6 protein-coding genes are annotated in these 3,594 nt (G+C 64.1%); 1 reads left to right on the top strand and 5 read right to left on the bottom strand.

What is annotated here, in order from left to right:
• The 5 genes from H926_RS0104805 to secE form a co-directional block, all read right to left on the bottom strand.
• Nucleotides 1-586 (bottom strand): FUSC family protein (locus H926_RS0104805; RefSeq protein ID WP_192816542.1); only part of this gene is annotated, 586 nt, incomplete at its 3' end.
• Nucleotides 587-804: 218 nt separating this feature from the next.
• Nucleotides 805-1,506, bottom strand: a complete 702-nt coding sequence (rplA, locus tag H926_RS0104800; protein WP_022675307.1) for a 50S ribosomal protein L1 — start codon at nucleotides 1,504-1,506, stop codon at nucleotides 805-807.
• A gap of 4 nt (nucleotides 1,507-1,510) precedes the next feature.
• Nucleotides 1,511-1,942 carry a 50S ribosomal protein L11 gene (gene rplK / locus H926_RS0104795; RefSeq protein ID WP_022675306.1) on the bottom strand — a complete coding sequence of 144 codons (432 nt, stop codon included), beginning with the start codon at nucleotides 1,940-1,942 and terminating at the stop codon, nucleotides 1,511-1,513.
• Nucleotides 1,943-2,123: 181 nt separating this feature from the next.
• Complete coding sequence (gene nusG, locus H926_RS0104790) at nucleotides 2,124-2,660, bottom strand: transcription termination/antitermination protein NusG (protein WP_022675305.1); 537 nt, start codon at nucleotides 2,658-2,660, stop codon at nucleotides 2,124-2,126.
• 30 nt (nucleotides 2,661-2,690) lie between these two features.
• Nucleotides 2,691-2,885, bottom strand: a complete 195-nt coding sequence (gene secE, locus H926_RS0104785) for a preprotein translocase subunit SecE (protein WP_022675304.1) — start codon at nucleotides 2,883-2,885, stop codon at nucleotides 2,691-2,693.
• A gap of 493 nt (nucleotides 2,886-3,378) precedes the next feature.
• Here secE and H926_RS25635 point away from each other — a divergent pair.
• Nucleotides 3,379-3,594 (top strand): hypothetical protein (locus H926_RS25635; protein ID WP_043607845.1); only part of this gene is annotated, 216 nt, incomplete at its 3' end.

Below are 3,594 nucleotides of genomic sequence, written 5' to 3'. Positions count from 1 at the left end.
CGTGGAGCAACGCATCGGGACGCCAGCCCACGCCCTGCGGCTTGGGTGCGCGAATCGCCGGCCAGCGGCGGCGCAGCGTCCAGGCCGACGCCAGGCTCACCGCCATGCAGGCGGCCGTGCCGGCCAGGGTTTCGATCATGCGCATCACCGCAAAGGCCCGGGGATCGGCCAGCGGCATGGCCACGCGATCGTAGAGCATCATGGCAAAGGTCAGCCCCAGGAACAGCCAGGCATAGGCATGGCGCCCGGTGATCGCGCCATAGAGGCTGACCGTGCCGGCCAGCGCCATCGCCATGGCCAGCACCACCATGTTGCCGCCCAGCGGGCTTTCCAGCACGGCGAGGCACGCCAGCGCGCCCAGCGCCGTGCCGATGATGCGCAGCAGCGCACGGCGCAGCGTTTCCAGCGGATAGCCGCGCATGACCATGTAGCCGGTGAATGCCGCCCACGAGACATGGGTGGCACCGATATGGTGCGCCACGAAGATCGCGAGAAGCACTGAGGCAACGCACTCCGCCTCGTCCACCAGGCGCGGGGCCAAAGGATCGGCATCGGGATCTGGCGCTGCGAGAGAGGCAGAAGACACGGTCACAGCCCTGTGATTAGGCGAGCCAGGCACGCGCGCCTAGAGCGTTTTCAAGGCAGGTGGAATCACCTGCCGACTCGGAAAATGCGGAAAATCAAAAGGCTAGAGCGCCGGCTGTGACGCAGTCAAAGTCGATCGCGCTCTAGCCCCAACGGAAAGGGGCCGGGAAGGCAAACCCTCCCGGCCCCGAAATCCTGTTTGCCTTGACGGCGTGCGGCTTAGCTGCCGTGCACCTGGGCAACGTCGATCTTCAGGCCGGGGCCCATCGACGAGGACAGGCCGACCTTGCGGACATACTTGCCCTTGGCGCCCGACGGCTTGGCCTTGACGATCGCATCGACGAAAGCGTCGAAGTTGGCGCGCAGCGCTTCGTTCGAGAACGAGAGCTTGCCGATGCCGCCATGGATGATCCCGGCCTTTTCGACGCGGAATTCGATCTGGCCGCTCTTGGCCGACTTCACGGCGTCAGCGACGTTCGGCGTCACGGTGCCCAGCTTCGGGTTCGGCATCAGGCCCTTGGGGCCCAGCACCTTGCCGAGGCGGCCAACCAGGCCCATCATGTCGGGCGTGGCGATCACGCGACCGTAGTCGAGGTTGCCGGCCTGCATGTCTTCCAGCAGGTCTTCGGCGCCCACGCGGTCAGCGCCGGCGGCCAGAGCCGCTTCGGCCTTGTCGCCACGGGCGAACACGGCAACCTTGACGTCCTTGCCGGTGCCCGAGGGCAGGCTGACCATGCCACGGACCATCTGGTCGGCGTGGCGCGGGTCGACGCCGAGGTTCAGCGACACTTCGAGCGATTCGTCGAACTTGGCGCTCTTCAGATCCTTGAGCAGCTGGATGGCTTCATCCACGCCGTAGATCTTCTGGTTGTCGCCGAGCTTTTCGACGAGGGCCTTCTGCTTCTTGGTCTGCTTTGCCATGGTATCAGCCCTCCACAACCTGCAGGCCCATCGAACGGGCCGAGCCCTCGATGATCTTGGCGGCCTGTTCGATGCTGTTCGCGTTCAGGTCCTTCATCTTGGCCTGGGCGATTTCTTCCAGCTGCGAGCGCTTGATGGTACCGGCCGAAGCCTTGCCCGGGGTCTTCGAACCCGACTTGATACCCACGGCCTGCTTGATGAAGAAGGTGGCGGGCGGAGTCTTGGTCACGAAGGTGAACGAGCGGTCCGCATAGACCGTAATCACGGTCGGCAGCGGCGTGCCCTTTTCCACTTCCTGGGTGGCGGCGTTGAATTCCTTGCAGAAACCCATGATGTTGACGCCGCGCTGACCCAGCGCGGGCCCGATCGGCGGCGAAGGCTTTGCTTCGCCGGCCTTGATCTGCAGCTTGATATAGCCTTCGATCTTCTTGGCCATGATGGCCTCCTTTCATCCTGTTGGGGCATGTGCCCCGCAGAGTAAGCGGTGATAACGAGCGGCCGAAACTGCTCTACCGCGCGGAATCGGGCGGGCACGAAACCCGCCGCGAAGTGGGCGCCCTTAGCAGGCAAGGCCGGAAACGCAACCAGAAACGGCCGCGTCCGGCAAAAGCTGGTGCTTACTTGACCAGTTCGACTTCGTCGAAGCCGAGTTCCACCGGGGTGGCGCGGCCGAAGATCGACACCGAGACCTTGACGCGGTGCTTGTCGAAATCGAGCTCTTCCACCACGCCGTTGAACGTGGCGAAGGGACCGGCGTTGACCTTGACCGAATCGCCGATTTCGTAATCGACGGCAACCTGGCGGGCGGGCTGGGCAGCGGCCTGTTCGCGCGCGCCGAAATAGCGTGCGGCTTCCTTTTCAGAAATCGGCTGCGGCTTGCCGTTATGGCCGAGGAAGCCGGTCACCTTGGGCGTGTTCTTGACCAGGTGATAGATGTCGTCGTTCATCGCCAGCTTAGCGAGAACGTAACCGGGCATGAACTTGCGCTCGACCGAGATCTTCTTGCCGCGCTTCACTTCGGTCACGGTTTCGGTGGGCACTTCCACCGCTTCGACCAACTGCGACAGGCCGATGCGCTCGGCTTCGGAGATGATCGATTCGCGGACCTTGCTTTCAAAGCCGGAATAGGCGTGAATGATGTACCAGCGGGCCATAAGTGGGTCTCTTGTACGAAGGTTTGTGGATCAGGCCAGCTTGAGCAGCCACTGCACGATCATGCCGAACACGCTGTCGATGCCCAGGAAGAACACCGCCAGGATCAGCATCATGATGCCCACGAAAATCGCGGTGGTGGTCGTTTCCTGGCGCGTGGGCCACACCACCTTGCGCGCCTCTGCCTTCACCTGATTGAAGAATTCGCCGGGGCTGGTCTTGGCCATAGCCGTGCTGCCTTCGCTGCCTGAATGAATCTCGTCCCTTCCGCCTAGGGGCCATCGCCGCCCCGGACAGGTCCGGGAGGGGCAGGTCAGGGCTCCGATGTCGGAAAGTTTGCCGTATCTAGGGCCAAGCGCGCCGCTTGGCAAGGGTGCAGGCTGGCTAGGCGGCGTGGACCAATTCCACAACGCCACGGTTGCCCTATAAAAGGCCCTGGCGAGGCGTGAGGACGAAGCAAGAGTGGGCCTCTTGCAAGGCCGAGCAACGCGGCCAGGGCCTTTTATAGGGCAACCCCTTTGGGGCTGGACCAAAACCCCCCATTCCCGCGTCGGCTCGTCGCGCAATATTCCCGATATTCCGCCTCCTCGCCTCTTTGAACTGGCGGTTTTTGCCTCCAGCCGTGGCGCTGTGGAATTGGTCCACGCCGCCTAGCACCCAAGGCGCCTGCTGCGCGCCAGCGTAAAAGACTCGGATACGAGCGGGCATTGATCCGTTAAGGTGAGCAAACGCATCCTCAAGGAGTGCCCGACCATGCGCGCCATTGCCGCAACCGCTGCCCTGATCCTGGGCACCGCCATCAGCCTGCCAGCCATGGGCCAGCAGGCCACCACCGACACCACCTCGCGCACGCCGCTGCCGGGCACCCCGCCGGGCGTCAGCAGCCGGGCCACGATCGGCGCCGGCATCGGCCCGATGACCGGGGTGAGCCCCGCC

The organism is Novosphingobium sp. B-7, assembly GCF_000410615.1.
GTDB lineage: Bacteria > Pseudomonadota > Alphaproteobacteria > Sphingomonadales > Sphingomonadaceae > Novosphingobium > Novosphingobium capsulatum.
Note: the sequence above shows the minus strand (reverse complement) of the source record. Positions and strands in the feature narration are given on the sequence as shown.

What these genes read in the sequence shown, in the direction of transcription:
- rplA (WP_022675307.1), bottom strand. Translation starts at nt 1,506, where the DNA reads ATGGCAAAGCAGACCAAGAAGCAGAAGGCCCTCGTCGAAAAGCTCGGC.
- rplK (WP_022675306.1), bottom strand. Translation starts at nt 1,942, where the DNA reads ATGGCCAAGAAGATCGAAGGCTATATCAAGCTGCAGATCAAGGCCGGC.
- nusG (WP_022675305.1), bottom strand. Translation starts at nt 2,660, where the DNA reads ATGGCCCGCTGGTACATCATTCACGCCTATTCCGGCTTTGAAAGCAAG.
- secE (WP_022675304.1), bottom strand. Translation starts at nt 2,885, where the DNA reads ATGGCCAAGACCAGCCCCGGCGAATTCTTCAATCAGGTGAAGGCAGAG.